This window comes from Ochrobactrum sp. WV_118_8, from assembly GCF_039631535.1.
Lineage (GTDB): Bacteria > Pseudomonadota > Alphaproteobacteria > Rhizobiales > Rhizobiaceae > Brucella > Brucella anthropi.
In genome coordinates, this window is record NZ_JBDIUZ010000004.1 from 129,445 (window position 1) to 156,001 (window position 26,557).

Here is a 26,557-nt window from a genome sequence, read left to right on the forward strand (position 1 = left end):
TTCCCGACACCGCTTAGGCGATGCCGAAGAAGTGCTTCAGAAATGGGTCGGCCTCGATTTGCTTCATATAAATCACACGAGTACGAGCAATGGTTGATCGCTGGCGGAAAGGAACCCCGTTCGCTTGAGCAAAATCCTTGTCGATAATCTTAGACAGAGGTGCTCCGCATTCCTTCGAAGCAAAGTCACCAAAGATTTTGAACATGTCTTTGGCCAGACTTGGCATCTTGATCTCGCTTAAGCGACCAGATTCCATCATCGCCTTCCGTGTCTTTGAATTGTACCAATACGCGAAGCTTGGGTCGCCCATATCGTCCAGTTTTTCACTGCCCCACATGTTCATCGTGACAACAAAATGAACACTCGGAAACGAGCCATAGAGTTCGAAATAATACCTGATCGACTCTGCAGCATCCTCACATCGGCTGTGATTGCTTGGTAATGCGATCAACGATATGACGAGACCGTAACCAGCTTCTGAAATGGTCTCGACGAAAAACTCTGGATCACCGTTGTCTTCCATGAGCAGCTTGCCAAAGTTAGGCTCCGATCCGCCCGCGCCGTCGACCCATATGCGATCTGCCTCGGTACCCATTGCGTTGAAAATCACATCACCTGAACGAGCATTTGCCTTACGCAAATTCACGGTAAGAACCCCGGTATAGGGATCCTGTTCTGACGCGGGCAAAAGCGCGCCAAAATGATTGCCGCCTTCGCGGTTGCCCATTGTCTTGTATAAAGTCTCGTTTGCCAACGGCTCATCGCTGTCACCATCAATTGCGATTGTTGTCAAACTTGACGATGAGCGTAGTATGTCCACGGTCTCAGTTGAATCACGAGACTTACCGATGCCACCTGCCGAACTCATTTTGAATCCGATGTAGCGATCAGCAAAATTGATTGTTCTATTTTCGATATCAGTCATTGTTTTCTCCTTTTTAGAAATTTGCTAGGCGGTCGACACGACCACCGGTAGTCAGCGCGGGTGTGGCTGGCTTCTCGGTTTTCTTTTCGGCTTTGGCATCCACAACAGGCACCTCGGCTGTCGGTTCAACAGCCATTGGTGTCGGGGTAGGGGTGTTGGACATCGTGATTTCTGAGGCCGATGTCTCTGCTGGTGCTATGTTGGCAGCCGTCACCTTTGGGGACGCCTTTGCCTTAACAGACCTGCCAGCCTTCTTGCGGAGGTTGCGCTTGAAGGCGTTGTAGACGGATGCAAAGTGCTGCTTATAGGCCTCGTCCGACATACCTGAGGCGTCGCGGATTTCGCGAATTTCGACTTCATCCTTGACCTTCTCATAGACCTGCGAAGGGCGGAATTTGCGTTCGATAAGTTCACGAAAGAGGTCGACACTTTCCATCAGTCGCCGGGTTTCCGACTTATTCGCCTCGCTCATTTTCAGCACAGGGACCTCCTCGCGAAGGCTGGCCAGCGCCGTCAGTAAATTACTCATATTCAATTTTCTCCTTTTATCGGTTTTTGCAGTCTCATCATCAGCGCACGGAATGGTCTCGGTTTCAGATCGAGACGGCCAACAGTTTGACCTGAAGATTCCGCTTGCACAAAATGCGATACCGCAATATATGCAGTATGGTGATTGACAAGTTTGCATACGACAAGCGAATTTTTTCGCCGTTGAAAATTGGAACATGAAGGGGAATGGTTTCCGACCGATTTGGAATCGAAATCAGAATGTAATGGGTGTGAAAGCAGGCAAGATGGAAACCGGATTGAACCGACTGGAGGTCATGTCACTGAAGAATGCCCTTGAAAGACATACAGAATTCGATGCCGTAATAAGCATTGAGAACGCCGACAGAAATCTTGTGTCGCTGTCTGTAGATGACGGCAGGCCGCATCTGACGCTGAGATTCAATGATATCGATTTTGATGACGGTACAGAATTGTCGGTGACAAGCCAGCATCTAGTCGATGCCCTCAGTTTCTATAGAGATTTTTCTATTGGAAGGAGCTTGGGGCTTAGGCTTCTTATTCATTGCAACGCAGGTCGGTGTCGATCCCCGGCGATAGCGCTGCTATTTATTGCATGGGAACTGGGGGCAGGGCGTGAAAATGAGGCTGTCGAGAGGATTATCAAACTGGTGCCGAAAGCAGCGGTGAATTTGCAGGTATTGCGGCTCGCAGATGACCTATTAAACCGCCATGGAGACCTGATCCGCGCGTGGGAGCCACAGGAAGCAAGGGAGGATATCCAGCGAGTTCGAGAGCTGAAGAAATACGTATACGACAGGGCACGGCGAGGCAATTAAATGCTTGTGCCTTGCGACATATTATATGCATTATTGCTTAATACCGATATTGTTTAAAGGAGATTACATGTCAACACCATTGTCAAACTGGCATTTTCTATTTGATACGATGGCCAGAGAAGTTCACTGCATGGGCTTCCCAAAAGGCGGGATCGCTGGCGAAAAGATCCGCGTTACGTCACCAATTCGCAAATTCGACGGCACCAATTTTACAACCCATTCTGGCAGCCAATACTGCATCTCAGGCGACGAAGGTCGCGATCCTAGAATGATCATGCAAGCGATTGTTGGCTTCTGGAGCGATCTTTTGAATCAAGAAGCAGGCATCGATGAAGTCGTATTATTGCAGACAGTGCTGGCTATTTCAGCCGACGAGCTATCAAAGATTTTGCTCTTCAAAGCTGAAGTAGCGGGGAATGCGTAACCATGAACGACATCGTGAAACCCCTGAAAACCGAGTGGAATGCGAAAGTTCTTGCAAAGCAGTTGATGAATGACCCTGATGTCCTGGTCGGTACGGTTCGGCATCCATACGCGGCGGTCGATATCGATTTGAGGAAGGAGACCATTGCCATTGAAAGAGCCGTCTACCAGCTCGGACAGGCCTTCGAACCTGATGTTGTGCGTATCGTTTTGCCAAAGGGTATCCGCAATAAGGAACTCGCTTATTTCTTGCTGTCGGCGGATTTCGTGCATTTACTTCATGAAGTAGACAGCGATCTAGATGCCTTTATCAATGGAACAAGTGCTGCACACCGTATGTCAGCCTCATTGGAAGTCGATCTTCATAGCAAGAAAGATCGTGAAAAATAAAATATTATAGTAGAAAACATAGGTTACTTTGAATTTCAAACAAATAAAGCCCGGAAACACTAACAAAGAATGTCAATAAAATAATTTTAAAATATGCAAATTATTTGTTGAAAACGCTTGTTATGTGTCGCGCCGTCACATATAATTGAAAATATAGAGATTAGACATAGGGTTTACTTCTCAAATTTAAGGAACAAAGAAATGTTAGCATCAGTAGAAACCAATAAAACCGCAATCAATAATTCCAAGCAGAACACCGTCGAACGCGGTCATTACAACGAGATCATCCGTTATACCGATGCCGAAGGCGTAGCAGTATCAGCTTCCAAGGTTATGAATATCTTCGACTCCGTACTGCCTGAGACCTTCGTAGAGTTCGACAAGAAGATGCGGGGTGATAGCCTGAATCTCGATCTCTATGGATATGATGCTGAACAGGGCGTTGCCATCGTTCAGATCCGTCACTTTTACAAGCGCTATGCCAAGGGCTACGCAAACATCCATAAAGACTACGTGTTGGTCGGCCAAAACGAAATCACAAATGAGTTCTTCCGCCATCCGGTTTCACCTCATGCTATCCATGCAGCCATCCGCAAGAACTCATCTGATCCAAAGGCCGCAGTTCGCGCTGCTCAACGTTGGATGTGGAAAGTGACGGACAAGCAGCTCGACGCATCCATCAGACAGGGCGATGTCCTTATGGTGCCTTCAAAGCGTCCATCCGACAAGTATGTCCGCGTTGATGAAGTAACTGCTGTCGTCGGTGGTTCGCATGAAATCCGTTCTACAGAAATGTACGCCCGCACTGAGGACGGTGAAATCATTGATGTAGTCGCTTGGTGTCCAACCGTTGTTCATACGAAAGGCCAGCACGATCCGATCTTTGCCAATGACGAGTGCTTCTATTCCATCCGTGTAGCCGAGGAAGCCGCGACTTGGAAATGGGGTGTCCGCTTAGGCGACTGATGATGTCCCATTTCATCCCCAACCTCTGGCATTCAAGTCAGAGGAGTGGGGAGGAAGAGTGGCATCACTCGAAACCGAAACCAACCAAATCAGGAGTATTATTTATGAAGAAGACTGAAGCCGTAACCGTCGTTGTAACCGTTGCACACAACCGGGAGTCAAAACGCGAAGTATTTGAGTTCTTCTCTGAGTATCTTAACCACTACCGTATTGATACCTCACATTCGATCAATGTGGAACTGGATTTTGATGACAATAGCATCAAGGTGCAGTGGAAAGACAAGGAGAAAGGTCTCTGCGTTGCCAAGATGGATGATGACGGAGAACTGATGGATCGCTTCATTGCCGATTACAAGATGGTTATCTTCCCGCTTATCGCGTCGGAGTCCGGCTATCCAGCATTGAACTCAGCGGCATAACATGCCCCGCTTCATCCTCCAGGTGGAAACAGCTGCAAGGATTGAGAGCGGCATGCTCATACCCAAACAATAGGCCACCAAACAGAAGAGGAGGCCACAATCAGGAGAAAGACTATGGATTCCAAAAACACATATAATGAAACCAAACAAATTAGGTTCGGCAAGATCTCCCTCAATATTGATGCAGAAGTTTGGAGAGCTGCGAAAGCTGCCAATGAAGCCATCCTTCGGAAAGCAGTCGGATCAGTATCTGGCACAAATGAACTCAGCAAGAAATTCGATCTTATTCGTGAGGTGCTGTACAAGGCCGAATTTGATCAGCTCGTAGCCCAAGGCAAGATCGATCCTGACGACTACGATATGCTCAGTAAAGACTGGATAGCCCCACAGGATGAGACGTTCCGACCGCTCGATATCTCTTTTGAGGGTGGCATGGTCGGTATCGCTATTTCGCCTGAAGACGAGCAGGTAGACGAGGACAGCTAAACCATGCCCCGCTTTATCCTCCAGTTGGCGACAGCTGCGAGGATTGAGAGCGGCATGTTCAAAACCGAAAACCAATCAATTTAAAGGAAAACCAATATGACCAATAATGAATACGATCCCAACGGCCGAGTTATCATCACCGAAGTCAAATCCGAAACCGAAGCCGTACGCCTGGAACTGCCAGCATTGAATACTGCTACGAATTCACTTGTTTCCAAGGTGAGCCGTCTCTGTAACGACGTTTTCATAAAGCTCACCAAGGCTGGCCAACTGGCAACAGGTGTCGGCGGCAATGGTGAAGTTGGTATCTACCTGTTCGAGGATGCGATGGATGCTTCCATTGTCTGGCATGACGGTTCTGGTGAACAGCGCATCGATCTTACCCACGACGACGTTAAGCGTCATTTCGGCAGCTATGCGGGCATTTACGAAAACCCATTGCTGGCATTGAAGGTCATCAAACCAGAGATCGAACTCTAAGCTTTCAATTCCAGAAGCCTGCCTTACCTCCTTCCAATTATTTCTGTCGGCGTTTTGAACGTGCCATTTGTGAGCCCATACTCATGAGCAAAGGAGATTTTGCTCATGAGTGAAAAGAAGGAGGGCTACATCTACGTATTATCGAATCCGGCAATGCCAGGATTGGTAAAAATCGGCCGGACAACCAGACAACCAACAGACCGCGTGCGCGAACTGAATTCAGCATCCGGTGTCGCGCTGCCATTTAAACTGGAAGGCTCTATCCGTACCAAATATCCAAATTGGACAGAGCGGCTACTACATCCGGCTTTGGATCGATATCGCCTCAATCATAAGCGCGAATTCTTCCAATTGTCAGTCGACGAAGCCGTGGCCATTTGCAGGCGATGCGTTCGCATGTCGAAGGCCGAGTTTTTGAAGTCAGTCGGCTACAAACCAAAGCCTCGTCGGCCAAAATTATTGGTTGGCTGGCTGAAAATGGCCGTTGGAATTCCAATAGTAGCGTTAATTTCCGATATCGCCATTGGAACGCAATTTGTGAACACCGCCTGGTTATACGGGCGTTTAATGTTCGGCGTCCTGTAATCCAAATTGTCCCATATTAAGAACGACTCAAGAAAAAGCAGAAATTCCATAAGTAATCATATTGGCCATTGTTATATGTCACCTCGCTACATATAATTATAAACATGGGAGATGAAGATTTCTCGTGGCGAGGTCTGGGCTAATTCCTCGCGAACAGTTCCCTCCTCGAATTGAAGCCTCGGGGAGGGGGCGACCTCAAAGTCAACCAAACAATAAAAGGGAACCGAACATGTCCGATTTATTCAAGCACAAATTCCGCATCACATACAGCAGATCGTATCTAAACGATGTCTCTTTCATGCTTAAGGGAAACACCCTGCGCGTGGCATTCACGAGCAATATCAGTGGAGCTAAAGGCCTGCAGACGGCCTATGTGACGATCAACGATGTCCTTGCAGAAAAGGTAAAAGCCTACATTGCTGACGAAAGCGAAGACAACGCATACCATACCGATGTCCAGAATCTTCTACAGGCAGCCGTTGGTCACGAGGTATGGCGCTTGAATAATCGCAGGAAGACTACCGGTTCACTTGAGATCTATGAATTCAATCTTCCATCAGAGCTGGCTGCAAGGCTGAATCTGCTGCCCAAGTTGGACTTGTGGGTCGTCCGTGGCGGCGAAAGCGATTACGCAGATATTTCAGTGCAGGATCGCTTTTTCAACTGGCTGGAATCCGGCATAGATTTGGATGATGAACTCCAGTCACTGGATGAGCATGCGCTGGCCTACATTCTTGCAGAAAAAGCGGTCGAGAGATTCCACCGCGCTGCCGCCTAATTCAGCCATTGACGGCTTTATAATCAGGCCGTCTGTGATGTCCCTTGTCGATTGTTTCCGGATGTTTAAAGGAGGAATTTGGAAACAAGAAAGGGGTCGATAAGGGACTTCGCAATTATATTTTACTATTATTTTCGCGTCCATATGGCCATATTCAGATTACCGATTAACAAGGCCAATATATCATGTCTGATCCGACTACTATCGCATTACTAGAATTGACGACCGACATTGTATCTTCATACGTGTCGAACAATACTATCCAGCATTCTGAACTGCCATCCCTGATTAGTCTGGTTCATGGAAAGCTCAATGAGTTGCAAAATGGCCCTGTTGAAGTAGTCGAAGCGGCCGAGGCCCGAAAACCTGCTGTGAATCCGAAAAAGTCGGTATTCGATGACCACATCATCTGCCTTGAAGACGGCAAGAAGTTCCAATCCATGAAGCGGCATTTGAAGACCGTGTACAATCTGACGCCGGATGAATATCGCGCGAAATGGGGGTTGCCGCAGGATTACCCAATGGTCACAAAAAACTATTCGGCAAAGCGGTCTGCAATGGCCAAGAATATGGGTCTCGGTCGTAAGCCGGGTGAAGTTCCGCCGATAAAATACAAGAGAAAAAAGGTTGAGAATTCAACAAAGTAAAAGGCGAGGCCTGCGTTAGATGACATTAACGCAGGCCTCAGTCTCAACGGAGGATATTCAAGCTGGCCGAAACTGTTGAACAAGGGGGGGGGCTTAAGGGGTTCTTGGCTCCAGCCAGCAATCTACATATAGCAAAAAAATCTATTGAGGAAAATCCGTAAAAAAAATTTCTGGAATATGTATCGGGGAATTATCCAAAAGATCCTTCAACATCCGAATATATGCTCGCATTTCTGGCGTTTGTGAGGATGCATAATCTGTCAGACTGCTTGCCAAATCATACACATCAGCATTTTTGTCTCGATAAGATTTCAAAGTATCTCGTAGCTCTGCCCATCTGGTAATCTGCGCCGTCGACCATTCAACAATCCCTGATGTCCGGTTCACTACATCGGATGCCGCTTTTTCAATTTGTCGATCCACCGAATAATCGAGTTCAGGCTTGAAATCGAAATGAAGGCTAGCTTCTGCGACCTGGGTGACGCCTTTTCCTGTTTCGGCTTTCCAGATAGCCATCAAGGCATTCAGCGAGTCTCTGTTTGATGTTGCCATATCATCGATTGGAATCCGAATAGTCGGCGTGCTGGTGACAGCAATCTCATTCGATTTCTTAAAGCTTACGAGCACCTGTAGCGTATCTGGCAGCAGTCGCAGGCAATAAACAGGTTCTCCAAGGGCAACGTAAAGAATTCCATCAATGTCGATTAGATCGGCTTCAGCGGCCTTCTCCAGTCGCTCCAAAGCTGTCGCTCTGCCAGCATCGTTGACGTCTTTCAGCTCATCGACTGAAATTGATTTGAAATCGTCGGCGAATATCTCTGGATCCCTGTAGTGGAAGACCTCGAATGTGCTGTGGTATTTCACCAGTGCGGTTGCCAATCGCATATCTTCGATGACACCTGCCTGAGCGCGCAGCATGCCAGCTGCTGGGCCATCCAATTTGTCGCGTATCCAGAAACGATCATCGTAAAACTTTAATGTCTCAGCGTAGCCACCAATGGTGATCGTCAGGCCATCAAGGGCATCGATGTCATCAATTTCCTGCACCCGAATGGCGACCTTTGCGACGATCTTATGCGTCGTCGCACGGCGCGCATGGCTCGTCTTACCCGTGATTTCGTATGCCAGCTGGATTTGATGGATCGCCATGATTTAGGTGTTCTCGATTTCAATTCACTCGCAAAATAGCTGATTCCGCCGACATCACAAAAAGCGACTGTGCATTAATATCCAACAGTAATGCGAAATTGTAAAGAATAGGGGTTGCTTTTTTCCACGCCGACAGACCAAACTATTGAATTGGAAAAAGAAAACATCCGCGTCACAGCCCTGGCAGGCTCGGCGGATGTTTAGGAGATAAGTTATTGTTCGATCCACAGCACAAATCTGTCAACAGTAAAAATTTCGAAATCTCGAAGGTAAATTGCCGTGGCGACAATGCATCTGATGATAATTCCCATACCGTCTCAGCTCGTCCACAAAACACCCTAAAAAATAATTTTCAGAAAGCCCGTTTCAGCGGTGTCAAATCATCACCATCGTCGCCGGCGACGTTCATGAAGCAGTTTCAGGAAGACATTTTCCGTTCCAATTTGGCGAAGGCCAAAAAGCAAGCCCGTCGCAAGAATTCAAATCGTGAGATCACGCCTGAGGCCGAATATTTCATCGAGCAATCCCGTATCCAGCGCGAGCTTATCAAGGAACGCCTCGAAAACGGCTACGACCGTCGTGGTTGGAAGGTGCTGTCAGGTCACCAGGTTGCGCCAGTTTCTGAAATGGGCCTCCGCTCGCAGACATTGAATTCCCAAGCTGCCAAGCTGTTTGTCGCCGCTGTGCCGAAGGCCAAGGATCTCCGCTCCAATTGGGGGAAGGGCGCTCTGACTACTATTGGTAACAAGCTTCTTTCGTTGGATGAGCCATACATTGAAGGTAATCGCAAATTCCTGTCATTTATCCGCATCGATACAGACCGCGTGTGGTCGTCTTACCAACAGTGCGTCGATTATTTCCGTCAGCTGGCGCACGATGGCAAGATAGCCTGCGAACCACATTTTCTGGTTGGACTTCGTCTGACTAACGGTCAGTTTGTCCGTCCCCATGCGATATGGATGTTGCCATATGGATCGGCCGTTTTTAATGAGCCTTCGAAGGCTGGCTTCAACCGTGCGCCTGTGGATCTCTTCCATTCCGTCTATTACGGTTTATGCAATGCATTACTGGACGCCGGAGCTGATGCAGGTGCACCAGCTGCATCTCAACAGGTCAAGAACCCACTCAGCCCTGAATGGTTCACTGTGTGTCCTCAGGACACCCATTTTCCTGATCTCAGTGAGCACGCTGAATATTTGGAACTCGGTCACAACCGTGAATCTCTGACCCGACAATCAGCGGCCGTTCAATCTGGCATGAGCATCGAGCAGTCCAATGGCCTCTTCAATTATCTCCAGAAAGCCGCCTACAGCATCATGAGCACCTGGCATTTCGCGGGCGATCCCGAATTCGCTCGCAATCGTTCTGAAGGCCGACTGGGTGCCATTAGCGACCGTTTACATATCGAACTGGAACGCGCGGTTGCCCAATCCGATCATCGGCCATCGAAGAAGGACGGCAATGTTCAATACCTGATTGCCAGTGTTGCGAATTATGCTGTGTCGAAATGGAATCCCGATAAGCTCATGACGAAGCGCAATCGTGGCGCAGCTATGCATCTGGTTCAGGGAATGAAGTTCTTATCTGACCGCCAGTCTGCAGGTGCACGATATGCTGCAACACAAAAGACGGATCGTGTGATGGCGACGTTGACGGCATCGATCCAGCAGTTGACTGCAGAAGGGGTCGAATTGACGAAGACGATTGTTTCCCGTGTTTCGGGCATTTCTCGTCAGACCGTTCACAAATATTGGGATCAGGTTATCAGGCTATTGAACCGTGTCGGGCGGCGTAAAGATAAGTGTATGATAAAAAGCTTATCCCATAACACGGGCATAGTTCAGAACCAGAAACAGGCACAGCGTTCCAACATTCAGACACCAACGGTGGCCAACCATGCCAGTGATGAAGTCGATATCAAAGGAAAACCGGAGTCGGCCAACCAGATCGGGATCGAGAAAACCCATAGAAGCAGTCAAATGGCAACCGAGTTCCTAAACCGTGACCGCGATGGCATCGAGAAGTCGGACAGCGATGGATTCCCTGTTTCCAGACCACGGAAGCGGTTTTTCCAGATGAACCGTGATGTCGCTGAAACCGTATCTGCCAAACTCGTTTTGAGATGATGCCGGGTTGGAGAATTGAACCGTCTGGAAATAACGGGATATAGACATCAAAATCTGGAATCCCGTGTTGAGGTAAGGCCCAACCAAAAACAATAACGGAATCCGTGTTTTATGGCTTTACAAACGAGTTTTGAAAGTTGGGATACACCCCCCACAGTTTTCGTCGCGGGTGAACCAGACTGGAGACCACCCTTTCTCGTAGGGTAGACCGGACAACCACATATGATTGAAGTCATCCGGCCGTTTTCATTTTCATTAAGCAGCACGGTATTTCCTGGGCAAACTGTTCATGATCGGCTTGGCCGGACCTGATCCTCTTTTGAAACCGTCGATCCAAATCCTTTTATGCTTTTTCCTACCAGGACCATAAGCCTGCATTCTCCAAAATCCATCAACCGTATGGGCGCAATTCCTGCGATGGCGAGGCTGGTATTTTAATCCGGACACACGACTACGGATCTGCCTAATGCGTTCTTCACCTAGAGCTGGCAATACCACAACATCAAAGATCGACTCCGACATTGGCATTTCACCGATGCGATCCCCCTGTGCAACATCTTCAGCCATTGCCTCCGCTGGCACCGACCCTTGATTTGCAACGGCTGGATATCTCTCAAAATCCACCATAACAGCAGGTACTTCATTTCTCTTGAGTGTCGCCCAGTTGGCAATTGTCATAAATGCAAGCCGTTCGAGGTCTGCAAACGCTCTGTAGTCGATCTTTTTGCGGTTAATTGGCCTGCTTGCGTCGGCAATCATCCAAAGTTCCGGTGCCCAGACGTCATCGTATAGTAGGTTAGTTGGATGTCTGTTGTGGTGGCCTTCAAGCCATGCGAACAACCAACCTTTGTTGGTGCCAGGGCGTGTCAGAATGGCGCTGAAATGAACGCGTTTAACGCCTCCCGTGATGAATAGCGCACGCACCTGAAAAACATTTCCAGGCATCCTGAACACATGATCTCCAAGGTCCAGATATATTCTGGAATGTGTATTGATGACCTCTTTTGCCCGTGCTTCGATCTCGTGATCATATGCATAGACATTGTAGTCGGGCGTATCAGCGACAGCTACGGCGAGAGGCGGTGTGGCAAGTTCGAGATCGGCCCCACTGAATGGCGCTAATTTATCAACCAGGTATAAGTAGTCTTCATTCATAGCCTGCCGGACTGATAAATTCGGATCGTTCACGATGATAAAAGCCTGTTCAACAAGAACACGGATACATTCCGCAGGTGACGCGTAAGGATTCTTGCCATTGCCAATCAGATGACGGTTCTCGATTTCCATCGCGTTTTTAGCAAACCAGTCAAGCCAGTATCTGCTCATTTCAATTCTCCATCTTTTTGTAAGGCACAGCTCCCCTGTTGCGAGGGCATACCGCTGCCTGAATCGTTTCCTTGTGTAGGGGTCAGGCGGCCAGTTACAGGCCGCCTGAGGTTTCGGACTTTGCCCTATTAGCAGCCGTAGCTACCAATTCGGATTTTCATATTAAAAACGTCTTATATCGGGTTGTTCGCCGTAGGTAGGCGGAAAATCCCTGACGTCAAAGACGCAAAGGAAATGAATTCGTCTGCGTCGATCCGGCGTTGAATTGTTGGAAATCACGGCCTTGGAGCGGCCGCCAAGCTCAGTTCAGCAGAGCTATATGTTACCGTGAAACCCTATATACTTCAAACAGATATAGCTATTATCGTGACGTGTTTGACGCCCGATATGCATGCTATGCTGTTGAAGTTTGGGGTGGTGTTCACGATCTTTCTCCTTGTTTGTAAAGCCCGTATACGATGTAGTTTTCAGCTTGTCTAGATCATAAATGCAAAAGCGTAAAAATATCCGTTGGTTTAATGCAAGCCGCTGGCTGACACTCAGGAATAACCGAAATCCAAGGAGCCGACATGAAAAGCCAGATTGACCTGAACCAATACGATTCCGAGCAACAGTGCGCAGCACTTATCAGCCATTATGAAGGCATCGAGGACAAACCGAAAAACCATCGGGCATTCTGGCGGGATCTGTCGACCTTTTGGCCGACCTTCGACGACATCAATCACGATGCCATTCAAAATCTGATGCTAAATACGCTTTACCGCCACGCTTATCTGACAAAGGCCTGTCAACGGGATCTGGATGCGCTGTTTCCCAGTGAGGACGTGCTGGAAATCTATCGTGGGCAAAACGACCACCGTTGCGGTCGAAATTACGTATCCGGGTTGGCATGGACGACTGACATCAATGTTGCCGAAAAATTCGCACGCATTGGAATTCGCGGGGTTACCGTAGGTACGCCCTATATCTTGAAGGCATTCGTCAATAAGCGTGACATCGCGATGGCCTTCACAGAACGTGGTGAAAGCGAAGTTGTGATGTTTGACATGGACATGGATGTCGAGACGGTGGAGCTGATTGGCTGAATGGTGCGTGTAGTGATGTTAGAATCCTACGCCCGGTGCTGCAGGGTTTGAATGTCTAAACCCCATTGATTAAAAACATGGGTTACGTCAGCTATTCTGGCAAATCCGTAAGCTGGCGACCACTAAATCCGGGGATTGAGCAACGTGGGATTAAAACGTTGTCCCATCATTTTTACCAATAATTCTGTCGGCGGAAAACGGTCGAATTTGCAACTTGGGAAATCGACAGCTACCATAATTGCAGTACACAGGGTTTTAAGAATACACCAATGTGTATCGGCAGCGCAGTCGGCGGTCGTGCCGCTTAAAACAACACCGACAGTCGGGTTGGTAGCTCCTTTATTACCAGACCCGAACGCTCGTCGCATAGCGTTACGCGACACAATAAACGCTCTCCTGTTTTCGTGTTCAGGAGAGCGTTTTGGTTTTCTACTTACGGAAATGTTTAAATCCCACATCCGCTGTTTACGTGGTTTTATAAAGGCTTAAGTGTCTAAAGCCCACGTCCGTGTTTCACGGGATTCTATAAGACTTTGCTGTCCAGCCGGACATTATCGTTTCGAAATTCGAACGGATTTCACATTAAATCCATGTCGAAAACCAGTTTGGCATTCTTCGATTTCGAACTGTAGCCTTTTACATTGCAGCCATCCCAAATCGGAGCCTCGCCCGATAGAATGAGCTTTCCAGGCTTTTCATTCTCGAAGAACCCATTCACATAATATGGTTGCGGCTCGCAGCCCTTCTTGAAGGCGTAAGCCATGCCTCTGGTCGGAACGCCGTGTTCCAAACTAATCGAACCCCGAAAGAGCACTGTGTTTTCGGCGATGCTTTTGTATTTTGGTTCTCTATACACGACTACACCGAGGTCCTTATCAAGCACCATCAGGCTGCCGTTGTGTCCGACGTGCTCTGTCATCTGGACGTCTCGATCTCGAAGTCTCGGATAATCGCGGTTCACGTCTATAGTTTTCGATTTCGGTAATTCAGAATACGGGAGTCCAAACGGACACAGCGTCATCCATTGCGCCATCAAACCGACACCACCGTCAGCGTTTGAGAAACCGATTTTCTTACCTGTCTCGACATTCGTGAATTCGTAGAAGCGGTTCCAATCCTGCCCACGGTTTAGACCGGACCATTTGACCTTCATTCCTTGCGGGTCGGTCATCGTTCCGGCATGGCAGTCAGCTGAGGCCTTATAAACGGTGTCCAGATCGCTAGAGTTATCGGACACGCAGTCTTTCTTGCCTGGATACCAGTTGTCACACCAATTCTTGACGTCGTCGACAGTCGATTGCGCCTCGACGTAGGCATTCTCGGTGCCGATGCCGGACGACTTGATGATCTGAAAATCCGGTAGTTTGCTGTCAATTGGGAATGTATCGGCTTTTGCAATTGAAGGGAGGGATAAACAGGCTTCTCCTACCATCAGAATAATCGACGTCGCCAAAATAGCGCACTTTGATGCCATTCCCCAACTCCCCTTAATGACAAATTCCCCATCGACACTAATAGTCGCTTGCAAACATGATTGATAGCACCCGCCGCGTGATTTTCGGGTTTTCTGGCGCTTCGGAAGCGTATTTGTAATCCAGATCGTAGTAGTCGATTTTCCATAGGAACTTCTGGCCATCGATAAAGACCTGACCGCCGATTCCAAGCCTTCGAAGGCGGTCATTCAAGCTCGAATAAGCGCTGTTTTTTTATTGAGAAGAGTTTGGGGCATGGCTTCAACAAGATGAAAAATTTCGTCGGCGGTTATCGTTGTAATCCTGTCGGCGGTTTTAAAAGAAAAAACGAAAAATAATTTGCCTCAATTCTCTTTGATTCACGTAAGTCCGTAAACAATATTGCATGTGGTCACAATAAAAAAAGAGAATACATTTGTTTTATTCAATGAGTGACCACATAATAACTAGAGATAAGAAAACAATTTATCTAAACAACCGAAACAAACTTAAAAGGAAAACTAATATGAATAAGACGATTACCATCAACTATACAAACGGAACCACACTCTCTTCAAGTGCTATCGATCTGCTTCCTTGCGGTGAATTCATGAGCATCACGAACCAGGAAACCAATACTCAGGAAATGATCCCTGCGGCTTCTATCGCATCGATCATCGAACATGGAGAACCTGCTACACGCCAATCGGGAGGAGATGCCATCTCTATCGATTTTGGTGACAAAATAGAGAGAATTAGAGGAACCGTTGTGTCGAACAATGGCGGCTTTATTGCTGTCATCAACAGCAAGAAGGGAACCAAAACCTGGATTGCAGCGCATGCCTTTGACGAAATTATGGTTATGTTTGATCGCTCTGAACGTTCTGGAGATACAACAAAGGTAACCTTTGCAGACAGCAAGGTTATCACTTACGAGAACGCCGGGGTTAAACCTGAAGGAAGCTTCATTTACATCTCTCGCGAATGCGAGGGTCTAGCCAGCTGGTTCCCGGCATCAGCGATTTCCAAAATCGAGTTCCTGAACTCCTGAAAACAACTACCCCTCCTCGGAAACTGAACCGGGGAGGGTGACCAAATAACAAGGAGTAGAACAGATGCATCCTCGAAAACAAGAATTCAACGAACTGCGCGATCAGTTGGATATTACTCTTCCAGAGATCGCCGTCCTAATCTGCAAATCCTGGTCGGCAACCCGCAAGTACGCGGCCGAGTCTGATTGTCGTCTTCCACCAGAAGAAGTTCTCGCGACTATGCGGAATGCGGTCGCGCAGATGCAGAAGCGCTAAGGTGCTTGTAAAGATCGAGAAAGAAAAGGTCGACTATCCATGTAAACCCCTGCACAACGGCGATTATGTGCTGTTTGCTTTTGGCCTGTTCATCGGCCTTTATACGCTCGCATTCTTCGGAAGACGGCGAATGAATAAGCGTACGAAATTGCCTGCATAAATACCGGATTGCCAATTATCGGCATTCCCAACACGTCATCAAACGCGTGAATGGCCAATTATTGCCTGTTTTCTGGCATGTCTAAGGTCACGGTTGCCAACTTTCGATAATATCACAAAAAAACAATTCTGCATTCAGGCAGGCTTTTCTCAGGTGTCAGCTAGAATACCTATTGCACTCATATTAAAAATAGCATAACAGCAGAATACGCAATTACGCATAATGCCAAATAAGGAGAAAACAGATGTCAGCAGAAGACTCCGTAGTGGTCGAATGAACCGTAACGATTTTTTACAATTGAGAGGAGTTTGGGCAATGGCTTCAATCCTATCATTTTAATTGCGGGGGCAAATTCTGTCGGCGGTTATCGGCCAATAAAATCCGCCGATGAATCCAAATAATGAAAGGAAAAACTAAAATACCGACATTTAAACCCGTTGTTATACCTACATCGGTAAACAATGTTTGCAATAGAAATAAATAAAAACAAATATAACATTGAATGTTAGCTACAAAGCGCACATAATAAGACTACAAACATTACTTATAGGAACTTTCCAATGACCTTCTACGCTAAGCAAAAGAAAACATACCCGCGCACAATTAAGATCACAAAAATCGGTCGCGAATGGATCGATATCATCGTAATTCTCGACAAAGGGAATGCCAAAGCCAAGCTCAAACTCGATGCCAACACGAAGACCTTGGCAGTCGGCACGACAATCTCGGCGCAGATGAGCTACCTGTCTGATTTCGGCGCTTCCCCAGTGAAATACGCCGTTGCTGGCAACTTGGAAGTCCTGAGTGTTGATGAACAGGCAGCCGAAAAAGATGCCGCCTCAGAAATCGCCTTCAAAGTGATGCGGAAGCTGAAAATGGACAGGAAGACATCAACCCTGTCGCTTCCAAACTTCTCAGTTGAGGAAGCCACAAACCGCCTTCTCAATGACCCGCGCTATCCAGCGACGCTCCAGGAAACAGCCGAAATCGAAGGAAACGAAGTCACCCTGTTTGATGTCCCAACGTTGAAGAAGCGGATAGCGATCTTTGCATTCAACGAGAAAACCCAGTTCATCCGTGCTGTATACGAAGCTGAAAAGACGAAGCCAGCGCCAGCGATTTCCGCACGCAAAAGCCGCTTTCTCGCGGAGGCAAAGGCTCAGGTATGGGACAACTGCCCTCATTGCGGAGATGAGCCAGTCTATATGCCAAAACTCGTTTGCGAAAATTGCTGGTAAGGGGGCGACATGTGGTATCCAACAACAGAAACCGAATTCGTCGAACACGAGATCAAAAGCCTCTTGAAGAAGCATAAGCTCTGGAAAACTGAGCTTGCGGTGATCCTGGATATGACAACCGCCAACATCAGAAAGTTGCCACCAGAGACCCTGCTGGCAGCCATCGAAGGCGAGATCAAAGATCGGAAGTCTGTTCGTGATAGCAAAATCCCGTCAACGCCAATTTTCGAGATCCTTGGCATCAAACCTGAGGCCTTCGACTTAGAAGTAAATGGTAAGCGTATCCGTTATCAACCTGCCTTCAAACACGGTCTCATACGCGGTGACGAGATCCTAAAAATCGACGATAACGTCATTTCGACATCGCGCCCCAAGTCTGCCGACCGCATCAGGAAACTGCTTGTTGCCGCAATTCAGGGAACGTGGAAGCCAGGAATGTCAGATGCCGACATCGGTGCTTGCCTGACGGAATTCGCCGATGAAATTCGACGGCAGCAATGAATCTTTCACGAACCTACGATATCCAGCCACCGATTACAACAAAGGAGAAAGCAAAATGGGCAATATTACCGCCCTCAAAGTCAACATCAGCGCTGAGGAAGCCGAAGAGCTGCGCAAGAAATCGGAAATCACTTCGCTGCCGGAAGACGGCATCTATCTGATGGATGCAATCGATGAAGCAGTGAAGAAGGGCACCGTAAGCGCCGATGATATGCTGTCCGGTCAGGACATGCTGATCGCCATCGCTGAAAAGCTCGAACAGGAAGGCGACAATCCTGAAGTGAGGGCTCTAATGGTAGAAAATTTGAGGCTTATGTCGGACTATGCGACGACGCGTTTAGTCCCCATTGAGATTCCTTGAGTACTAAAACAACGACTCCCATAATGGGCGTTCAGGAATTCGAGCGCCCATTATTTTCGGCCAATGGATTATCAAAACCGCCGATGAAAATTTCTATCGGCCGATAAAAATGCGCAAAATTGGTTTCCGTCGGCCAAAATAAAATATTTGCAAGCATAAATATCGTCTTTTCCAAAATATTTTTCACTTATATTCACTAGACACTGTCGGATTCCGTCAACATACTTTGTCTTAGAGATAAATTGTTTTCAAAATAGGTATTGATTGTTAGCTAAAAGGCGCACATCATTAATACATGAAGAATAAAACAATCTTGGGAAACAACAACTATTTAAAGGAATAGAATAATGGAAAAGATCGTAATCAAGAAAAATGGCCTCAAGCTTACTCAGGAAGAAGATATCGTTCAGGCACTGGACAGTGTTAACGGTAAAGCGTGCAACTGGGTAATCGATACAATTAAAGAAGTCGTGGATATCGCTGAAAGAGCCGAGGTGCAGTTTGATGAAGTACACCTTCCAAAAACCTATCGTGTAGGTGCTACCGCAAAGGCATACGGGTACGCACCAGGCAAGGGCTACAAATACGGTGTCGACAGCACTGAAATCGATCTTCGTCGTTTCGCTGAAGGCTGGAGAGTAATGAATGTTGATCGCATCAAGCTTTATCCAGCGGATAGCCGTGCTTCCAAAGTCAAGATTTCATTGACGGTGGATCAGATGGATAAAGTGAAAGATATCATTGCATCCCGTTTTGATGTGCGGCCTGAACAGCTCGCAGCTTAAATGCCTCACCCTAACGCCTTCGGATCGGAAGGCGTTTTAGAGGGGCATGCAGCTCGCTCAAACCACACCATAGGTGTTCTCAAATGAGGAAAAAGACGAAGAAACGTCATACATTTAAGGAGTTTAGCTATGACACTGAAAATCGAAAACATCCGCCCTGGCTATGATGAAAGAGACATTCTGACTTTTGAAATCCACGGCATCGAGTACTCAGAATACCTGACTGGCAGCAATCTTGGTCGTGAGGTCTATACGCCAGACGGCTTGGTAGATAAATACCTTTTAGCAGACGATTTTGAAGAAGATGAAACATCCGAAATCCTTGCTCAGCTTGAGAAGTGGATTGCAGATAACAAAGATGGGGGGTTCGGCTACGGATCTGATCATGATGACATCGAAAGCATTGAGCACGGCTTGAACCTCAGCGATGGACTTGTCGTTTTTCTCACTGACGAAGCTGGGGAGCGACTAAATCTCAGTGATAACGAGCTTTTCGGCTACGAGATTTCGGGTAACGGCGACATTTCATGGCGTGACCGCGATTTTGGCGATCAGTACTATGAGAATAATCCCGGCGGCGATCAGGAAGACCATGCTCGCAATTATACTCTCAATAATCCTGAAGTCGCAATTGGCATCATTGAAGACCGTCTTGAGCAGCTACGCGATGAAGCTGAGGAAAAGGCCGAAGAAGAGGCCGCTTAATTTTCAGAGGTTCATTTGAAAAACAATCATCACGAAAACCATACTTAAAGGAGTTAAAATGGGTAAAATAATATTTGTCATCGGTCTAGTGGTAGCTGGTGCATACACATTGCAAATAAAGCAGACGGCAATGAATCCGTATCAAGCTGCCATTCAAGCGGAGCAGAAGAAAGCCTATGGCCGCGATTGCCCTCGGTATTTCGAGGCAAACATCTTTGCAAAGATGACGACTATGAGAAAATTCTCATGGTGCGACGATCTGAAGAAAGTAATGGAATCCAAGTGATCGCATTCGATGCGTTTTGCGCGAAATTTATGGCCAATGAATTTCTGATCAAAGGCCATCGGCGGATATGGTCGGTGGGAATCCACCGATTGCATGCATAAATATCGGTTATTTTCAAAATATTTACCACCTATATTCACTAGACTCCGTCGACAATTGTAAACATACTTTGTCATATAGTTAAAGAAGTTGGAGAAAAGGTATTGATTGTTAGCTAATTAGCGCACATCATGTATACATGAAGAAAAAACAATCTTCCGAAACAGCAAACAATTAAAGGAATAGAGATATGGAAACCATCACAAACAATATTACAGTCGAAAACATTGAAACCGAAAATTTCGACGGTCACCTTGGCGCAACTTTTGATGTCATTATCGATGGCGAGAAAACGAATTTGGTGGAATGGATCGATCTCGACGATGGCCTGCTTATTGCACGCGGACATCCAGATGGTGCGATTTCAAGCGGTGATTACAGATTTGATGACGAAGTCGAAGCAGTAATTTTCGACATCGTAAATGACTATCTTACTGATAACCCAATTCCTGAGAAAACCTTACAGGCCTACCGCGACATCAGGGATGGCTACGAAGGCGAAAAGGTATCTGACGAGGATCAGGAAGAGGCGGAATTTGAATTCGAAATGGATGGCGTAGAGTATTCTGTCAGACCATCGAATGAGACCGCTTATGTGAATTCGGAAGTCGTTACGTGGTACCACGTTTATGAAGCTGGCAGCAGTTATTGTGGCCAATTCAATGTGCCAGCTCGTTCAGTCGAATATTACGGCTATCAGAAGGCCATTAAAGACCACATGAAAGAAATATGGAGTTAGGAGAGGAGGAACCAATGCACCCAAACAAAAACATTTACATAAAACTACGGACATTGCTGGCAACCACAAATGTCAGATTGGCAGCCCTGATCGGAGAGGACGAGCTCACAACAAAAAGCTGGGGCAATCCCTCCAACAGGCGGCGACCACAAGATGAGCAGCTCACGAAGTGTGTGGTCGAATTCTACCGACCACTGGCTGAACTCCAGAGGTCTGTCGGGCTCAAGCCGACGACGATGGCAGCCGATCTTGAATTGCTGGCCGAGAAGCTGGTGAAGAAACTGAGAAATGAGTAATAGACAACCATCACGAATTTGTTGAGCTCCGAGTGGGCGTTATTGATTTCGATTATGTGGTTTTCATGCCCGCAGCAGATCATGGGGACGAATTAAGCTATTGAGAGGGGAGTATAATGGCATCAAACAATCTTTATTACGACACGATGAAAGTCATCAGAGGCAGTCTGGAGCAGCGCGGATATCGTGGTCGAACGACCAACAAAACCGAGTTCTATCGGACTTTTGAAGACGATCAGGAAGGCACGATCTTGGTTCGATCCAGCGGTGGCCGCTTTACGTATCATTGGAGCTATCGATCCAACGGCGAAATCCGTGACAGTGGCATAACAAAGACCATTGATGATGCTATTGATGAAATCAATCTATCCCAAGCACTGGATTCCGAAATTAATTACAGGCTTTCAATTGAAGACGGTGTTGATGCTTTCATGTGAATTTCGCCGATGGAAAACAATAATAAATAATATTTCATCTGATAATGCCGTCGTGTTCCAGTATCTGTAAACGTTGTTTGCCAAGTAATATATCTTATCTATTGTTGTAGTGCATTTTAGCGCACATAATATATTCAGTTGGGTATTCAAAAAACGACCAGCCCAACAAAAACATTAAGGGAGTAAAACTATGGATATCTTTGAACTCAAAAAATTAAACGACGAAGTCATTGCTAAAATAGAGCTGCTGGCATCTGGGGTCGATAAACTTGTCGACGAGATGGATACGGAAATCACCGACCAGGATGCATCCGGTGCTGATACACACCAAGCTGCAAGCGTGCTTAGCAAGCTGGAGGCCGACCTGTTTCATCTCGATAATCTGAAAGAGAGCATTGGTAATCGTTTGGCAATTTTGGATGAGACCTTGGATGCCGCAAGCTATCTGAGCCTGTAAGCCGAGAGGGCTGCCATCAAACATGGAGCTGTTACCAATCTTCTGAAGTGAAGAGAGACGGCTCCTGCAGCTGGTGCAATCTCAAGCCGATACATCCAATGAGGCCAATTGACCTTCCTTTCAATAGACCTGTTTGTCGTCTTTAGAAACAGAATTTAAGCACACAAAAACCATCGGCGGATTTCTCATCGGCCATTTTATCGGCCGAAGAAAAGTTATTCGGTGCAAATAGTAAAATTATTTCACTCAAATAATGTAGAATATATCAGCATTCATAAACATTATTGGCATCCGAATAAGCACTATGAGAAAACAAGGCTTGTTTGTGCGCTAAAATGATCACATACTATATTTATTGAAGACAAAGAAACAACTTCAATTTAAAACTTTAAGGACAGACAAATGAGAAAAATGTATTTTTATTCGGACGATATAGCGCAAGTGGCATACAACAATAATACCACATCATCTTTGATGAAGCACTCGAAAGCAGAGATGCTGATTACCCCAATAAACGCTGCTGTGGAACAGATGCAGGAGGAATGGGGTAATAGCTTCGAATTTGTTGATTTCAGCGAAGATGAAGCAATCAGCGTCCTGAAAGAAAAGATCAGAGGTGAAGTAAGCAAGCAATACCACGATGAATACCGCCTGAATTAATAGGCAAAGAATGCCAGTGTCATAGCGGCGCTGGCATTGCCCACCAACCCCCGAATGCGTCAATGAGCGCATGGAGGAGGCGCTTGGAATTGAACGCAACGGACATCAATCACTTCACAAGCATAATGCCAGAGCCATACGAGCCATTAGCATCGTTCTTCGAGCGCAACGGCTTTCTGTATTGTTTGGTATCGAAGGCCGACAAGGAAACCTTTCAGGCATCAATTCCCGCAGCCATCTACGATGTCGAGCATAATGCCTTCATGATCCCGTTCGATCATCAGCTGGCACCGGCAGCGCAGGATTGGATATCGGATCGTAATGAATATGGCAGCTATAACGATGTATGGGAGAATACCTGCAGGCCTGCATTCGGCTCCTTACAGATAAAACTAGGACACCGGCAGCGCGGTATATTGGAATCCCTGAATGGACATGTCTATCGCTCGATCTGGAATAAAGACGGCAAGACCGTCTTCATGCCCGCCAACGTTTCAGAAGCCCTGTTTTATATGCAAGTCACCGGATTGCGGGATGACATCTATCTTTCCAATTTTGAAGGCGCATTGGCCGCTTTTTGGCGGTCAATCGACTCGATCCGGTCGTGGACACGGAAAGATGGGATTCCAGAACTATCAAGGTTGGCCAACGATGCGGTAATGCGATTACAAGGCTGGTATTATTTCAAGCGCCAGCAGGTCGTTGTTGATGTCATTGAAAATGCAATCCGCGAACTGTCTTATTCGCTTCCGAACATTCGAAAATCGAATGCGATGATTGTTGACCATTATGGCAATGAGGCATTTGAGATGGCCGATATCTTAGAATATTTTAGACAGAAATCCATCGGCGGATATCTGATGCAAAATAGATAAAATTAATTGGTAACAATAAATGCGATACCTCAAATGGTTGTAAACATTTAATGAACCCCATCATCTTCCAATTCAATAAAACATATACTTATAACTTGATTTAAGCATCCACCGACAACATCATTATCTTATAGGCGATAACCGAATGTTGCTTATAAGTTTTGTAAAACATATTGGAGGAGCAATTATGAACACTTTAAACTTCACAATAAACCGAGAGTCTTTTGAGCTCAAAATTATCGAGCAAGACGAAAGAGACACAGTCATCGAAGTCTATTCAGATAATGGCAACCGCGAATTCGAGGGATATCTGTACGTATCCCATGATGCCGTCGACGCTGCTGGAATACACAATGCGATTTCCGATGCCTTATTTACCGATTTCGTCGTGCAGAAGGCATTTGCATACACAAACGGCATGGCAGCTTAAGAAAGGAGGTGAGCGACGCCTTTAAATGGCACCCATTTGGGTGCCTTGTCGTTTTAAAAGGGTCTGTATGAAAGGATTGCCCGATTATCCATTTTGGTGCATAGCGGACACGTATTTTACGACGGGGCTTCATATGACCGATTTCGAACATCCGACACCGCAACTTGGCTTCCCTGACATGACTGTCGAGGATCTTCAGTTTCATCAGCATGAAATGGCGTACGGAGCAGTTGTTATCGAAAACGGTACCAGCGAATTGCCTGCCAACTTGCAGGAGCGGATGTCCGACTGGACAGCAACGCTGAAATCAACGAAGCATGCCGTCGTCGATTTTACAAACGGAGTCTCTGTCAGCGTAATTACTGGTACTCCAGTGGGTGCAGCAGTTTTCGCCAAGGGTGATGAGCGCGAGCCGACCTATGAAGTGTCGATTTCAAAGCCAGGCGAGGATAAAGACCTTCGGTTTTACCAAACGTCCGAACAGGTCGAAGCGATCCTTTCGGAAGTTGAGAAGCTAGATGTAGCCTCGACTGACTGGACAATGATAGCCGACGATACTGATGAAAACCTGCCAGAAATGGTGAAGGCTGTATATCGCAAGGGCGAAGATCGGAACCGCCATCTAATTCTTCTCGACGATCACGGTGCCGGGTTTTTCGGTCTCGAACTTAAACCGAGACCCATCAACGATAGCATTAAAGTTCCTGATGCGCATGTCGATCTGCATGTACGCGGCGACCAGATTCTCATCACATTTTGGGATGGCGATCAACGACATACAGTTACCCTAACCGAGGAAGATCCAGCCGATTGGCAGAAAGCGATGGAAGAAGCTCGCAACAACCCTGCAGGCCTCGTTATCGACGAACTCTACCATGGCGAGTTAAATGGCGACGGCAAGTTTGATCGAGACGAAGACGACTAAAATTTTGTCAGCGGATACGGGCTTTCCCGAAATCGAAACCATTCAGGAACCCGTTCTTCTGCCTCAGATTGGCCTGATTAATCTCACCGTGTTCGAGCCTAGCCTGGTCGCGGTTCCGTTCGAGCTGCTTGGTGTAGTCCGACCATTCATTAAAGTTTTCGACTACCTGAATATGAACGCCATCTTTGACGTACTCGTCCACAATGATCGGCAGCACAATCTCGTTGCCAAACTCGTCGTATTCCGGCTCGGGGATCTCTGGGGCAGGCATCTTCATCAGTCGATGTCCTCGTACTTGCGATCACCGATGGCGACGATCCGGACTTTGCTGAAATCCACACCGTAAAATATATCGTTTTTTCTGATCAGACCAGCCTGGTCGATCTCGCCGCGTTCCAGCATTCGGGCATCGCGATTTCGAGATAGCTGCTTGATATAGGCATTCCATTCGTTGAAATTTTCGACATAGATATGGCCTTCCGGCGAACGCCCGCTTTCGATTGGGCGCACGATACGGTCACCGAATTCATCGAACTCAGGTTCAGGTATCTCTGGATCTGGTATTTCGCCGCCGCCCATTTTCATGTTTGATCTCCTCGTAAGATCAAGATCATTATTCCGGAAGAACATGCATGAATCCAGAGGGTATGTGATCGTGGGCAGCATGTTTAAATAAGAAGACGATCACTGAATATGTTATAAACCGTGCTGAAGCCATCCGGCTTCGAGTGACTTCAGCATCTGTCATTTGAAATTACGAAGTCTTTGGGCGCGTGAAGAGGACAAACAGCCCCAAAATGATATCGCCAATTACCCAAATACTCAGGATGAGCATAGCGCCTATCCCAGTACCAATGGCGGCACCCGCTTGCTCAGCGCCTGACAAACCGCTCATGCCCTGACTTGCATTATTCATACCGGTGATGAACCGTAAGCGGGTAAGCCACCCCACGTATCTTTTGTCGGTTTGATGGGGGATTTTCCGTATGAATCATGCGGAGAGTCCTATGAATGACGATATGAATCATTCCCAGATATTTGAGATTTTGACGGCGGAACCCGTGCGAAGCCGACGACGGCCGCGTGACTGGTCGGATGACGAGAAGGCGCGGATTGTTGCCGCGTCATTGCAGCCCGGGGCTAACGTCTCGGCGATTGCACGGTCTGAAGGTCTGGATCCCTCGCAGCTTTATGAATGGCGTCGTAAGGCGTTTGCGTCTGGTGTTGTTTCGCCAGTAGCGGCGGGAACGGACAGTCCGGCCAGATTTGCACGTGTTGAAACGACGTGTAGCGCTTCGATCGATATTGTTGTCGCCGACATGGTGGTGCGCGTCGGCTCAGCCTTCGATCCGGATCATCTGGTGAAGGTTCTACGGGCGGTTCGCAAGGTATGATCTCCAGCTCAGTGGTGGTTTATGTATCCTGTCAGCCCGTCGACTTCCGCAAGGGAGCCGCTTCCCTGATGGCAGTTGTCCGTGATGGCGGTCTCGACCCGTTCAATGGCGCGCTTTACGTCTTCCGGTCAAAGCGTGCCGACCGGGTCCGGATTGTGTGGTGGGATGGAAGTGGCGTTTGCCTTTATTCGAAAACGCTTGAGGACCATGGCTTTTGCTGGCCCGGCCTGTCGGCAGCGAGGATCCGTCTGGACTATTCCCAACTCATGGCTTTGTTGGCCGGAATGGACTGGAGAAAGATCCGCCCGAACAGGACAAGA

General features: G+C 47.2%; 38 protein-coding genes. 30 read left to right on the top strand and 8 right to left on the bottom strand.

Annotated features, from left to right (window positions below):
- Nucleotides 1–13: 13 nt before the first annotated feature.
- Together ABDF71_RS25345 and ABDF71_RS25350 are read right to left on the bottom strand one after the other, a co-directional pair.
- Complete coding sequence (locus ABDF71_RS25345; protein WP_500061943.1) at nucleotides 14–925, bottom strand: hypothetical protein; 912 nt, start codon at nucleotides 923–925, stop codon at nucleotides 14–16.
- Nucleotides 926–938: 13 nt separating this feature from the next.
- Nucleotides 939–1,454 carry a hypothetical protein gene (locus ABDF71_RS25350; protein WP_500061944.1) on the bottom strand — a complete coding sequence of 172 codons (516 nt, stop codon included), beginning with the start codon at nucleotides 1,452–1,454 and terminating at the stop codon, nucleotides 939–941.
- Nucleotides 1,455–1,698: 244 nt separating this feature from the next.
- On the opposite strand from ABDF71_RS25350, the gene ABDF71_RS25355 reads away from it, so the two are divergent.
- The 10 genes from ABDF71_RS25355 to ABDF71_RS25400 all read left to right on the top strand — a co-directional run bounded on the left by ABDF71_RS25355 (nucleotide 1,699) and on the right by ABDF71_RS25400 (nucleotide 7,445).
- Nucleotides 1,699–2,271 carry a hypothetical protein gene (locus ABDF71_RS25355; RefSeq protein ID WP_500061945.1) on the top strand — a complete coding sequence of 191 codons (573 nt, stop codon included), beginning with the start codon at nucleotides 1,699–1,701 and terminating at the stop codon, nucleotides 2,269–2,271.
- 67 nt (nucleotides 2,272–2,338) lie between these two features.
- Nucleotides 2,339–2,695, top strand: a complete 357-nt coding sequence (locus ABDF71_RS25360) for a hypothetical protein (RefSeq protein WP_500061946.1) — start codon at nucleotides 2,339–2,341, stop codon at nucleotides 2,693–2,695.
- A 2-nt stretch (nucleotides 2,696–2,697) separates the two neighbouring features.
- Nucleotides 2,698–3,084 (top strand): hypothetical protein, encoded by a 387-nt coding sequence (locus ABDF71_RS25365; protein ID WP_500061947.1) that lies wholly within the window; start codon nucleotides 2,698–2,700, stop codon nucleotides 3,082–3,084.
- Nucleotides 3,085–3,285: 201 nt separating this feature from the next.
- Nucleotides 3,286–4,050 (top strand): hypothetical protein, encoded by a 765-nt coding sequence (locus ABDF71_RS25370; protein WP_500061948.1) that lies wholly within the window; start codon nucleotides 3,286–3,288, stop codon nucleotides 4,048–4,050.
- A 104-nt stretch (nucleotides 4,051–4,154) separates the two neighbouring features.
- Nucleotides 4,155–4,469: a hypothetical protein gene (locus tag ABDF71_RS25375; RefSeq protein WP_500061949.1), complete on the top strand. Its 315-nt coding sequence runs from the start codon at nucleotides 4,155–4,157 to the stop codon at nucleotides 4,467–4,469.
- A 114-nt stretch (nucleotides 4,470–4,583) separates the two neighbouring features.
- Nucleotides 4,584–4,955 carry a hypothetical protein gene (locus ABDF71_RS25380; RefSeq protein WP_500061950.1) on the top strand — a complete coding sequence of 124 codons (372 nt, stop codon included), beginning with the start codon at nucleotides 4,584–4,586 and terminating at the stop codon, nucleotides 4,953–4,955.
- Nucleotides 4,956–5,051: 96 nt separating this feature from the next.
- Nucleotides 5,052–5,435, top strand: coding sequence for a hypothetical protein (locus ABDF71_RS25385; RefSeq protein WP_500061951.1), 384 nt, complete (start codon nucleotides 5,052–5,054; stop codon nucleotides 5,433–5,435).
- Nucleotides 5,436–5,540: 105 nt separating this feature from the next.
- On the top strand, nucleotides 5,541–6,020 hold the full coding sequence (locus ABDF71_RS25390) for a GIY-YIG nuclease family protein (RefSeq protein WP_500061952.1): 480 nt from the start codon (nucleotides 5,541–5,543) through the stop codon (nucleotides 6,018–6,020).
- Between the two features lie 229 nt (nucleotides 6,021–6,249).
- Nucleotides 6,250–6,798: a hypothetical protein gene (locus ABDF71_RS25395; protein ID WP_500061953.1), complete on the top strand. Its 549-nt coding sequence runs from the start codon at nucleotides 6,250–6,252 to the stop codon at nucleotides 6,796–6,798.
- Between the two features lie 185 nt (nucleotides 6,799–6,983).
- On the top strand, nucleotides 6,984–7,445 hold the full coding sequence (locus tag ABDF71_RS25400; protein ID WP_139975171.1) for a Ros/MucR family transcriptional regulator: 462 nt from the start codon (nucleotides 6,984–6,986) through the stop codon (nucleotides 7,443–7,445).
- Between the two features lie 141 nt (nucleotides 7,446–7,586).
- Here ABDF71_RS25400 and ABDF71_RS25405 read toward each other — a convergent pair whose 3' ends face one another.
- The gene (locus ABDF71_RS25405) at nucleotides 7,587–8,594 is read right to left on the bottom strand and encodes a DUF8359 domain-containing protein (protein WP_500061954.1); all 1,008 of its coding nucleotides are present in this window, start codon (nucleotides 8,592–8,594) and stop codon (nucleotides 7,587–7,589) included.
- 215 nt (nucleotides 8,595–8,809) lie between these two features.
- Between ABDF71_RS25405 and ABDF71_RS25410 the strand changes: the two genes are divergently transcribed.
- A complete protein-coding gene (locus tag ABDF71_RS25410; RefSeq protein ID WP_500061955.1) occupies nucleotides 8,810–10,720 on the top strand; it encodes a hypothetical protein in 1,911 nt (636 codons plus the stop codon).
- Between the two features lie 255 nt (nucleotides 10,721–10,975).
- Here ABDF71_RS25410 and ABDF71_RS25415 read toward each other — a convergent pair whose 3' ends face one another.
- Nucleotides 10,976–12,046, bottom strand: a complete 1,071-nt coding sequence (locus ABDF71_RS25415) for a hypothetical protein (protein ID WP_500061956.1) — start codon at nucleotides 12,044–12,046, stop codon at nucleotides 10,976–10,978.
- A 569-nt stretch (nucleotides 12,047–12,615) separates the two neighbouring features.
- On the opposite strand from ABDF71_RS25415, the gene ABDF71_RS25420 reads away from it, so the two are divergent.
- Nucleotides 12,616–13,131 (top strand): hypothetical protein, encoded by a 516-nt coding sequence (locus ABDF71_RS25420; protein WP_500061957.1) that lies wholly within the window; start codon nucleotides 12,616–12,618, stop codon nucleotides 13,129–13,131.
- Nucleotides 13,132–13,708: 577 nt separating this feature from the next.
- On the opposite strand, the gene ABDF71_RS25425 is transcribed toward ABDF71_RS25420, so the two are convergent.
- Together ABDF71_RS25425 and ABDF71_RS25430 are read right to left on the bottom strand one after the other, a co-directional pair.
- Complete coding sequence (locus ABDF71_RS25425; RefSeq protein ID WP_500061958.1) at nucleotides 13,709–14,605, bottom strand: hypothetical protein; 897 nt, start codon at nucleotides 14,603–14,605, stop codon at nucleotides 13,709–13,711.
- A 37-nt stretch (nucleotides 14,606–14,642) separates the two neighbouring features.
- Complete coding sequence (locus ABDF71_RS25430) at nucleotides 14,643–14,816, bottom strand: DUF3768 domain-containing protein (RefSeq protein ID WP_500061959.1); 174 nt, start codon at nucleotides 14,814–14,816, stop codon at nucleotides 14,643–14,645.
- Between the two features lie 292 nt (nucleotides 14,817–15,108).
- Here ABDF71_RS25430 and ABDF71_RS25435 point away from each other — a divergent pair, with 292 nt between their 5' ends.
- From ABDF71_RS25435 to ABDF71_RS25510, 16 genes are all read left to right on the top strand, one after another.
- Complete coding sequence (locus ABDF71_RS25435; protein ID WP_500061960.1) at nucleotides 15,109–15,633, top strand: hypothetical protein; 525 nt, start codon at nucleotides 15,109–15,111, stop codon at nucleotides 15,631–15,633.
- Between the two features lie 64 nt (nucleotides 15,634–15,697).
- The gene (locus tag ABDF71_RS25440) at nucleotides 15,698–15,889 is read left to right on the top strand and encodes a hypothetical protein (protein ID WP_500061961.1); all 192 of its coding nucleotides are present in this window, start codon (nucleotides 15,698–15,700) and stop codon (nucleotides 15,887–15,889) included.
- 720 nt (nucleotides 15,890–16,609) lie between these two features.
- Nucleotides 16,610–17,287, top strand: coding sequence for a hypothetical protein (locus tag ABDF71_RS25445; protein ID WP_500061962.1), 678 nt, complete (start codon nucleotides 16,610–16,612; stop codon nucleotides 17,285–17,287).
- 9 nt (nucleotides 17,288–17,296) lie between these two features.
- Nucleotides 17,297–17,788, top strand: coding sequence for a hypothetical protein (locus tag ABDF71_RS25450; protein WP_500061963.1), 492 nt, complete (start codon nucleotides 17,297–17,299; stop codon nucleotides 17,786–17,788).
- Nucleotides 17,766–18,149, top strand: a complete 384-nt coding sequence (locus tag ABDF71_RS25455; RefSeq protein WP_500061964.1) for a hypothetical protein — start codon at nucleotides 17,766–17,768, stop codon at nucleotides 18,147–18,149. The genes ABDF71_RS25450 and ABDF71_RS25455 overlap by 23 nt, the downstream gene beginning before the upstream one ends.
- Nucleotides 18,150–18,496: 347 nt before the next feature.
- Nucleotides 18,497–18,934 (top strand): hypothetical protein, encoded by a 438-nt coding sequence (locus tag ABDF71_RS25460; protein WP_500061965.1) that lies wholly within the window; start codon nucleotides 18,497–18,499, stop codon nucleotides 18,932–18,934.
- A gap of 129 nt (nucleotides 18,935–19,063) precedes the next feature.
- Entirely contained in the window at nucleotides 19,064–19,639 is a 576-nt protein-coding gene (locus ABDF71_RS25465) for a hypothetical protein (protein ID WP_500061966.1), read from the top strand.
- Between the two features lie 58 nt (nucleotides 19,640–19,697).
- Nucleotides 19,698–19,925: a hypothetical protein gene (locus ABDF71_RS25470; RefSeq protein WP_500061967.1), complete on the top strand. Its 228-nt coding sequence runs from the start codon at nucleotides 19,698–19,700 to the stop codon at nucleotides 19,923–19,925.
- Between the two features lie 289 nt (nucleotides 19,926–20,214).
- A complete protein-coding gene (locus ABDF71_RS25475) occupies nucleotides 20,215–20,763 on the top strand; it encodes a hypothetical protein (RefSeq protein WP_500061968.1) in 549 nt (182 codons plus the stop codon).
- A 14-nt stretch (nucleotides 20,764–20,777) separates the two neighbouring features.
- Entirely contained in the window at nucleotides 20,778–21,059 is a 282-nt protein-coding gene (locus tag ABDF71_RS25480; protein ID WP_500061969.1) for a hypothetical protein, read from the top strand.
- A gap of 116 nt (nucleotides 21,060–21,175) precedes the next feature.
- Nucleotides 21,176–21,496, top strand: a complete 321-nt coding sequence (locus ABDF71_RS25485; RefSeq protein WP_500061970.1) for a hypothetical protein — start codon at nucleotides 21,176–21,178, stop codon at nucleotides 21,494–21,496.
- Between the two features lie 190 nt (nucleotides 21,497–21,686).
- Nucleotides 21,687–21,953 (top strand): hypothetical protein, encoded by a 267-nt coding sequence (locus ABDF71_RS25490; protein WP_500061971.1) that lies wholly within the window; start codon nucleotides 21,687–21,689, stop codon nucleotides 21,951–21,953.
- Between the two features lie 402 nt (nucleotides 21,954–22,355).
- Nucleotides 22,356–22,613: a hypothetical protein gene (locus ABDF71_RS25495; RefSeq protein WP_500061972.1), complete on the top strand. Its 258-nt coding sequence runs from the start codon at nucleotides 22,356–22,358 to the stop codon at nucleotides 22,611–22,613.
- 83 nt (nucleotides 22,614–22,696) lie between these two features.
- Entirely contained in the window at nucleotides 22,697–23,488 is a 792-nt protein-coding gene (locus ABDF71_RS25500; RefSeq protein ID WP_500061973.1) for a hypothetical protein, read from the top strand.
- A gap of 187 nt (nucleotides 23,489–23,675) precedes the next feature.
- On the top strand, nucleotides 23,676–23,918 hold the full coding sequence (locus ABDF71_RS25505; RefSeq protein WP_500061974.1) for a hypothetical protein: 243 nt from the start codon (nucleotides 23,676–23,678) through the stop codon (nucleotides 23,916–23,918).
- A gap of 133 nt (nucleotides 23,919–24,051) precedes the next feature.
- The gene (locus tag ABDF71_RS25510; protein WP_500061975.1) at nucleotides 24,052–24,843 is read left to right on the top strand and encodes a hypothetical protein; all 792 of its coding nucleotides are present in this window, start codon (nucleotides 24,052–24,054) and stop codon (nucleotides 24,841–24,843) included.
- A gap of 7 nt (nucleotides 24,844–24,850) precedes the next feature.
- Here the strand turns inward: ABDF71_RS25510 and ABDF71_RS25515 are convergent, their stop codons facing one another.
- Nucleotides 24,851–25,120, bottom strand: coding sequence for a hypothetical protein (locus ABDF71_RS25515; protein ID WP_500061976.1), 270 nt, complete (start codon nucleotides 25,118–25,120; stop codon nucleotides 24,851–24,853).
- Nucleotides 25,120–25,428 (bottom strand): hypothetical protein, encoded by a 309-nt coding sequence (locus tag ABDF71_RS25520; RefSeq protein WP_500061977.1) that lies wholly within the window; start codon nucleotides 25,426–25,428, stop codon nucleotides 25,120–25,122. The genes ABDF71_RS25515 and ABDF71_RS25520 overlap by 1 nt, the downstream gene beginning before the upstream one ends.
- A gap of 422 nt (nucleotides 25,429–25,850) precedes the next feature.
- Here ABDF71_RS25520 and ABDF71_RS25525 point away from each other — a divergent pair, with 422 nt between their 5' ends.
- Nucleotides 25,851–26,237 (top strand): transposase, encoded by a 387-nt coding sequence (locus ABDF71_RS25525; RefSeq protein WP_500061160.1) that lies wholly within the window; start codon nucleotides 25,851–25,853, stop codon nucleotides 26,235–26,237.
- Nucleotides 26,234–26,557, top strand: a 324-nt coding sequence (gene tnpB, locus ABDF71_RS25530) for an IS66 family insertion sequence element accessory protein TnpB (RefSeq protein ID WP_500061978.1), incomplete at its 3' end; no start/stop codon positions are given. The genes ABDF71_RS25525 and tnpB, both read left to right, overlap by 4 nt.

Bases quoted from the DNA above. Each gene is read 5' to 3' on its own strand.
- ABDF71_RS25345 (WP_500061943.1), bottom strand. From the start codon at position 925: ATGACTGATATCGAAAATAGAACAATCAATTTTGCTGATCGCTACATC.
- ABDF71_RS25350 (WP_500061944.1), bottom strand. From the start codon at position 1,454: ATGAGTAATTTACTGACGGCGCTGGCCAGCCTTCGCGAGGAGGTCCCT.
- ABDF71_RS25355 (WP_500061945.1), top strand. From the start codon at position 1,699: ATGGGTGTGAAAGCAGGCAAGATGGAAACCGGATTGAACCGACTGGAG.
- ABDF71_RS25360 (WP_500061946.1), top strand. From the start codon at position 2,339: ATGTCAACACCATTGTCAAACTGGCATTTTCTATTTGATACGATGGCC.
- ABDF71_RS25365 (WP_500061947.1), top strand. From the start codon at position 2,698: ATGAACGACATCGTGAAACCCCTGAAAACCGAGTGGAATGCGAAAGTT.
- ABDF71_RS25370 (WP_500061948.1), top strand. From the start codon at position 3,286: ATGTTAGCATCAGTAGAAACCAATAAAACCGCAATCAATAATTCCAAG.
- ABDF71_RS25375 (WP_500061949.1), top strand. From the start codon at position 4,155: ATGAAGAAGACTGAAGCCGTAACCGTCGTTGTAACCGTTGCACACAAC.
- ABDF71_RS25380 (WP_500061950.1), top strand. From the start codon at position 4,584: ATGGATTCCAAAAACACATATAATGAAACCAAACAAATTAGGTTCGGC.
- ABDF71_RS25385 (WP_500061951.1), top strand. From the start codon at position 5,052: ATGACCAATAATGAATACGATCCCAACGGCCGAGTTATCATCACCGAA.
- ABDF71_RS25390 (WP_500061952.1), top strand. From the start codon at position 5,541: ATGAGTGAAAAGAAGGAGGGCTACATCTACGTATTATCGAATCCGGCA.
- ABDF71_RS25395 (WP_500061953.1), top strand. From the start codon at position 6,250: ATGTCCGATTTATTCAAGCACAAATTCCGCATCACATACAGCAGATCG.
- ABDF71_RS25400 (WP_139975171.1), top strand. From the start codon at position 6,984: ATGTCTGATCCGACTACTATCGCATTACTAGAATTGACGACCGACATT.
- ABDF71_RS25405 (WP_500061954.1), bottom strand. From the start codon at position 8,594: ATGGCGATCCATCAAATCCAGCTGGCATACGAAATCACGGGTAAGACG.
- ABDF71_RS25415 (WP_500061956.1), bottom strand. From the start codon at position 12,046: ATGAGCAGATACTGGCTTGACTGGTTTGCTAAAAACGCGATGGAAATC.
- ABDF71_RS25420 (WP_500061957.1), top strand. From the start codon at position 12,616: ATGAAAAGCCAGATTGACCTGAACCAATACGATTCCGAGCAACAGTGC.
- ABDF71_RS25425 (WP_500061958.1), bottom strand. From the start codon at position 14,605: ATGGCATCAAAGTGCGCTATTTTGGCGACGTCGATTATTCTGATGGTA.
- ABDF71_RS25435 (WP_500061960.1), top strand. From the start codon at position 15,109: ATGAATAAGACGATTACCATCAACTATACAAACGGAACCACACTCTCT.
- ABDF71_RS25440 (WP_500061961.1), top strand. From the start codon at position 15,698: ATGCATCCTCGAAAACAAGAATTCAACGAACTGCGCGATCAGTTGGAT.
- ABDF71_RS25445 (WP_500061962.1), top strand. From the start codon at position 16,610: ATGACCTTCTACGCTAAGCAAAAGAAAACATACCCGCGCACAATTAAG.
- ABDF71_RS25450 (WP_500061963.1), top strand. From the start codon at position 17,297: ATGTGGTATCCAACAACAGAAACCGAATTCGTCGAACACGAGATCAAA.
- ABDF71_RS25455 (WP_500061964.1), top strand. From the start codon at position 17,766: ATGAAATTCGACGGCAGCAATGAATCTTTCACGAACCTACGATATCCA.
- ABDF71_RS25460 (WP_500061965.1), top strand. From the start codon at position 18,497: ATGGAAAAGATCGTAATCAAGAAAAATGGCCTCAAGCTTACTCAGGAA.
- ABDF71_RS25465 (WP_500061966.1), top strand. From the start codon at position 19,064: ATGACACTGAAAATCGAAAACATCCGCCCTGGCTATGATGAAAGAGAC.
- ABDF71_RS25470 (WP_500061967.1), top strand. From the start codon at position 19,698: ATGGGTAAAATAATATTTGTCATCGGTCTAGTGGTAGCTGGTGCATAC.
- ABDF71_RS25475 (WP_500061968.1), top strand. From the start codon at position 20,215: ATGGAAACCATCACAAACAATATTACAGTCGAAAACATTGAAACCGAA.
- ABDF71_RS25480 (WP_500061969.1), top strand. From the start codon at position 20,778: ATGCACCCAAACAAAAACATTTACATAAAACTACGGACATTGCTGGCA.
- ABDF71_RS25485 (WP_500061970.1), top strand. From the start codon at position 21,176: ATGGCATCAAACAATCTTTATTACGACACGATGAAAGTCATCAGAGGC.
- ABDF71_RS25490 (WP_500061971.1), top strand. From the start codon at position 21,687: ATGGATATCTTTGAACTCAAAAAATTAAACGACGAAGTCATTGCTAAA.
- ABDF71_RS25495 (WP_500061972.1), top strand. From the start codon at position 22,356: ATGAGAAAAATGTATTTTTATTCGGACGATATAGCGCAAGTGGCATAC.
- ABDF71_RS25505 (WP_500061974.1), top strand. From the start codon at position 23,676: ATGAACACTTTAAACTTCACAATAAACCGAGAGTCTTTTGAGCTCAAA.
- ABDF71_RS25510 (WP_500061975.1), top strand. From the start codon at position 24,052: ATGACCGATTTCGAACATCCGACACCGCAACTTGGCTTCCCTGACATG.
- ABDF71_RS25515 (WP_500061976.1), bottom strand. From the start codon at position 25,120: ATGAAGATGCCTGCCCCAGAGATCCCCGAGCCGGAATACGACGAGTTT.
- ABDF71_RS25520 (WP_500061977.1), bottom strand. From the start codon at position 25,428: ATGAAAATGGGCGGCGGCGAAATACCAGATCCAGAGATACCTGAACCT.
- ABDF71_RS25525 (WP_500061160.1), top strand. From the start codon at position 25,851: ATGAATGACGATATGAATCATTCCCAGATATTTGAGATTTTGACGGCG.